This is a genomic window from Collinsella ureilytica (genome assembly GCF_019795105.1).
GTDB lineage: Bacteria > Actinomycetota > Coriobacteriia > Coriobacteriales > Coriobacteriaceae > Collinsella > Collinsella ureilytica.
The window spans coordinates 1-5,598 of record NZ_JAIMFO010000002.1; the positions used below are offsets into that span (position 1 = coordinate 1).

General features: G+C 59.6%; 3 rRNA genes. All 3 read right to left on the reverse strand.

Features of this window, described 5'->3' with window-relative positions:
• Positions 1-137 precede the first annotated feature (137 nt).
• Positions 138-253, reverse strand: a 5S ribosomal RNA gene (gene rrf / locus K6V98_RS00075).
• A gap of 152 nt (positions 254-405) precedes the next feature.
• Positions 406-3,381 (reverse strand): 23S ribosomal RNA (locus K6V98_RS00080).
• A gap of 394 nt (positions 3,382-3,775) precedes the next feature.
• A 16S ribosomal RNA gene (locus K6V98_RS00085) occupies positions 3,776-5,282 on the reverse strand.
• The 16S, 23S and 5S rRNA genes sit together here, the layout of an rRNA operon.
• Positions 5,283-5,598 lie beyond the last annotated feature (316 nt).

The following is a 5,598-nucleotide window of genomic DNA, read 5'->3' on the forward strand; positions in this document are numbered from 1 at the left end:
CAAAGGCCGCCAGACCAAAGACACTGAAGCGCAAAAGACCCGGCCACAAAGCGTCGCAGATGAGCGCCTTCGCAAACGAAATAAGACCCGACTGCAAAGCAGACGAGTCTTAATCGCACAAACAAGTGTGGTCTACCGGTCAGCGGCGCCCTGCTCTCCCACGGGCTCACCCCGCAGTACCCTCGGCGCTCGGCGGCTTAGCTTCCGGGTTCGGAACGGTTCCGGGCGTACCCCGCCTGCCATAGCCGCTGACCGGTAGGCAACACTCGCCTACCGAGGAAAAACCCTTGATGCGTGACCCTGAGGGCCGCACAGCGAGGAGTGGATCTAGAGCTCAGACTCAGTAAGTCCGATCGATGTAGTATCTCAGCGACACCAAAGCAGCTAGGTGTCTCGTAGATAAGATGCAAGTAAGAGCTCGGGCGATTAGTACCGCTCGGCTGAGGCTGTTGCCAGCCTTGCACCTGCGGCCTATCAACCAGGTAGTCTACCTGGGCCCTTACCAAAAGGAGAACTAATCTTGGGAACGGCTTCCCGCTTAGATGCCTTCAGCGGTTATCCGGTCCGAACGCGGCTACCGGGCAATGCCATCGGTTGACAACCCGTACACCGGAGGTTCGTCCACCCCGGTCCTCTCGTACTAGGGGCGGCCTCCCTCGATTCTCCTGCGCCCACGGAGGATAGGGACCGAACTGTCTCACGACGTTCTGAACCCAGCTCGCGTACCGCTTTAAATGGCGAACAGCCATACCCTTGGGACCTGCTCCAGCCCCAGGATGCGATGAGCCGACATCGAGGTGCCAAACCTTGCCGTCGATGTGGACTCTTGGGCAAGATCAGCCTGTTATCCCCGGAGTACCTTTTATCCGTTGAGCGACGGCCCTCCCACTTGGGGCCGCCGGATCACTAGAGCCTGCTTTCGCACCTGCTCGGCTTGTAAGCCTCGCAGTCAAGCCCGCTTTCGCTCTTGCACTCAAAAGGACGGTTGCCGACCGTCCCGAGCGGACCTTCGCGCGCCTCCGTTACCTTTTAGGAGGCGACCGCCCCAGTCAAACTGCCCACCTGGCACGGTCCCCCGCCCGGATCACGGGTCGGGGTTAGGACGCCGGCGTGTCGGGGGCGGTATTCCAAGGATGGCTCCACCCGGGCTGGCGCCCAGGTTTCAAAGCCTCCCGCCTATCCTCTACGCGACACACCAGCGGCCAATGCCAAGCTGCAGTGAAGGTTCACGGGGTCTCTCCGTCCTTCCGTGGGTAAGTCGCATCTTCACGACTAGTGGAATTTCACCGGGTCCATGGTTGAGACAGCGCCCAAGTCGTTGCGCCGTTCGTGCAGGTCGGAACTTACCCGACAAGGAATTTCGCTACCTTAGGACCGTTATAGTTACGGCCGCCGTTTACTGGGGCTTAGGTTCGGGGCTTCGCTTAACGCTAACCCCTCCCCGTGACCTTCCAGCACCGGGCAGGCGTCAGACCCTATACGTCGCCTTGCGGCTTCTGCAGAGTCCTGTGTTTTTGATAAACAGTCGCTTGGGCCTCTTCACTGCGACCCCCTTCAGCTCACGGAGCGAGTCCGATCACCTAGCGGGGGCACCCCTTCTCCCGAAGTTACGGGGCCATTGTGCCGAGTTCCTTAACCATGGTTGACCCGATCGCCTCGGTATGTTCTACCCACCCACCTGTGTCGGTTTGCGGTACGGGCAACTGTGTGCCTGCCTAGAGGTTTTTCTGGGGACCACGGGCTTACCGGCTTCGCTTAAAGCTTCGTTGGGCGCCTCACCCTTTGTGCATCCCGGATTTGCCTGGGATGCGGGCCGCACGCCTTCACGGGGACGTCCAGAACCCCGCCCGGCTACCCCAATCCGTCGCCCCGTCGGTCATAATGGCACACAGTCGGTGCAGGAATGTCTACCTGCTGTGCTTCGGCTACGCCTTTCGGCCTTACCTTAGCTCCCGACTGACCCTGGGAGGATTAGCCTTGCCCAGGAAACCTTGGGTTTACGGCGGACGAGTCTCTCGCTCGTCTCTCGTTACTCATGCCAGCATTCTCACTCCCGCGCGGTCCACCGTCGGTCACCCTTCGGCTTCACCCCTGCGCGGGACGCTCCCCTACCAATAATACAAATGTATTATTCCGCCGCTTCGGCGCATCGCTTAGCCCCGTGTATTGTCGGCGCATGTCCACTCGGCCAGTGAGCTGTTACGCACTCTTTGAAGGGGTGGCTGCTTCTAAGCCAACCTCCTGGCTGTCTGCGCGGACGCACATCCTTTGCCACTCGGCGATGACTTGGGGGCCTTAGCGGGCGGTCTGGGCTGTTTCCCTCTCGAGCGCGCGGCTTAGCCCACGCGATCTGACTGCCGACCTCAAAACCCTCGAGCATTCGGAGTTCGGTTCGAATCGGTAGGCGGCGAAGCCCCCTCATCGATCCGGTGCTCTACCTCCCGGGGTTATAGTCGGCGCTAGCCCTAAAGCTATTTCGGGGAGAACGAGATATCTCCGGGTTTGATTGGCCTTTCACCCCTACCCGCAGGTCATCGCCTCCGTTTTCAACCGAAGTGCGTTCGGCCCTCCACGGGGTCCTACCCCCGCTTCAGCCTGCCCACGGGTAGCTCACCCGGCTTCGCGTCTGCGGCCACCGACTCATGTCGCCCTATTCGGACTCGCTCTCGCTACGGCTCGCTTCTAAGCTTAACCTTGCCGGTGACCAGCAACTCGCTGGCTCATTCTACAAAAGGCACGCCGTCACAGCCTAAAAGCTGCTCCGACGCCTTGCAGGCGTGCGGTTTCAGGTACTATTTCACTCCCCTCCCGGGGTGCTTTTCACCTTTCCCTCGCGGTACTTGTGCGCTATCGGTCATGGGAGAGTATTTAGGCTTGGAGGGTGGTCCCCCCTGCTTCGAGCCGGGTTTCACGTGCCCGGATCTACTCAGGATCAGCTCTCGCAGTATAAATAAGGATGCGCCTACGGGGCTCTAACCCGGTTTCGCCGGCCTTCCCATGCCGTTCGGCTCTCCTTTTTATACCTACGCTAGGATCGGCAGACCCTAGATGAGCGTCCTACAACCCCGGTGGCGCAAAGGCTGCCGCCCACACGCGCTCACTGGTTTGGCCTTTAGCCCCCGTTCGCTCGCCGCTACTAGGGGGATCTCGGTGTTGATTTCTTTTCCTCCGGGTACTTAGATGTTTCAGTTCCCCGGGTTGTCTCCCCAAAAGCTATGTGTTCACTTAAGGAGTGCACAGACTTCACTGTGCGGGTTTACCCATTCGGAAACCCCGGGATCAAAAGGTGCGTGCCCCTACCCCGGGAATATCGCTGCTTGCCGCGTCCTTCATCGGCTTCCCATGCCAAGGCATCCGCCGCACGCCCTACATATCTTCTCGCACCTATGTACGAGACGTAGTGCCGCTTTGCATGCAAGCCCGGAGTCTCCCCCGGGCTTTTAAATCAAGTGTTGTGGTGTCGCATACCTCCGAAGATAAAAATCTTCGGCGATCGTTCGATGCTACTCACGATAATAAATCTATCAATTCAGATTGGATGTATCTCATGTCTCATAACATGCACGCTATGGTGCATGGAGAATCGATCGGATCTTTCTCAGTAGCTTATAGCTACTAGATCCATCTCGCTATGCGGCTCTCAAGGTACGCAGGGTTTCCCCCGAAACCGGACACCGCGAGGGAGCGCTAGGACTCACCAAAGACGAAAACCGGACGGGTGAAACCCGCTCGTCAATTCAAATAAAAGCTTTCTAGAAAATGTATTTCTCCCTAGAAAGGAGGTGATCCAGCCGCACGTTCCCGTACGGCTACCTTGTTACGACTTCACCCCCCTTACCCTCCACACCTTCGACGCCTCCCCCCTAAAAGGTTGGGCCGGCGGCTTCGGGTGCAGACGACTCGGGTGGTGTGACGGGCGGTGTGTACAAGGCCCGGGAACATATTCACCGCGGCATGCTGATCCGCGATTACTAGCAACTCCGGCTTCATGGGGGCGGGTTGCAGCCCCCAATCCGAACTGGGACCGGCTTTAAGGGATCCGCTTGGGCTTGCGCCTTCGCATCCCGTTGTACCGGCCATTGTAGCACGTGTGCAGCCCGGGGCATAAGGGGCATGATGACTTGACGTCGTCCCCGCCTTCCTCCGGCTTGACGCCGGCAGTCCCGCATGAGTGCCCAGCATAACCTGCTGGCAACATGCGGCGGGGGTTGCGCTCGTTGCGGGACTTAACCCAACATCTCACGACACGAGCTGACGACAGCCATGCACCACCTGTGCGCGCTCCTTTCGGCCACGGAGTCTCCTCCGCTTCACGCGCATGTCAAGCCCCGGTAAGGTTCTTCGCGTTGCTTCGAATTAAGCCACATGCTCCGCTGCTTGTGCGGGCCCCCGTCAATTCCTTTGAGTTTTAGCCTTGCGGCCGTACTCCCCAGGCGGGACGCTTAATGCGTTAGCTGCGGCACGGAGGGATCGTCCCCCCACACCTAGCGTCCATCGTTTACGGCTGGGACTACCAGGGTATCTAATCCTGTTCGCTCCCCCAGCTCTCGCGCCTCAGCGTCGGTCTCGGCCCAGAGGGCCGCCTTCGCCACCGGTGTTCCACCCGATATCTGCGCATTCCACCGCTACACCGGGTGTTCCACCCTCCCCTGCCGGACCCGAGCCAAGAGGTTCCGGGGGCGGGACGGGGTTGAGCCCCGCCATTTGACCCCCGGCCTGCCCGGCCGCCTACGCGCGCTTTACGCCCAATGAATCCGGATAACGCTCGCCCCCTACGTATTACCGCGGCTGCTGGCACGTAGTTAGCCGGGGCTTCTTCTGCAGGTACTGTCTTTTCTCATCCCTGCTGAAAGCGGTTTACGACCCGAAAGCCTTCATCCCGCACGCGGCGTCGCTGCGTCAGGGTTTCCCCCATTGCGCAAGATTCCCCACTGCTGCCTCCCGTAGGAGTCTGGGCCGTGTCTCAGTCCCAATCTGGCCGGTCGGTCTCTCAACCCGGCTACCCGTCGTCGGCACGGTGGGCCTCTACCCCGCCGTCTACCTGATGGGCCGCGGAGCCATCCCCTCCCGCAAAAGCTATGACCAACACGGCATGCGCCGAGTTGGTATTACCGGGTATTACCCGCGGTTTCCCGCGGCTATCCCCGAGAAGGGGGCAGGTTCTCCACGTGTTACTCAGCCGTTCGCCACTCGCTTCCTTCCGAAGAAGGGTGCCGTTCGACTTGCATGTGTTAGGCGCGCCGCCAGCGTTCATCCTGAGCCAGGATCGAACTCTCCGTCCAAACAGATCTCGGTGAGACCGAGATCGTATGAGCAGGTTGCTCGTCCGGCCGGCATGACGCCGATCGGATTCCATACTATTGATAAAGCGTCAACAATGATCTTCTGGGCAAGGAAAAGGTACGGGTTTACTTCTCTTATATATATAAGAGACGCGTTCGTTCCTACTTCGCTTGACATATTCATCGCTGCAACCATCACAATTGATGGCATCTTATTTCGTCTTTGGAACCGGGGTCTCCCCCGGTCTCCTCGCAGTATCCGGTTTTCAAGGTACCCGCCCGGGCCGGTTCGGCCGCGCGGCAAGGAGATATACTG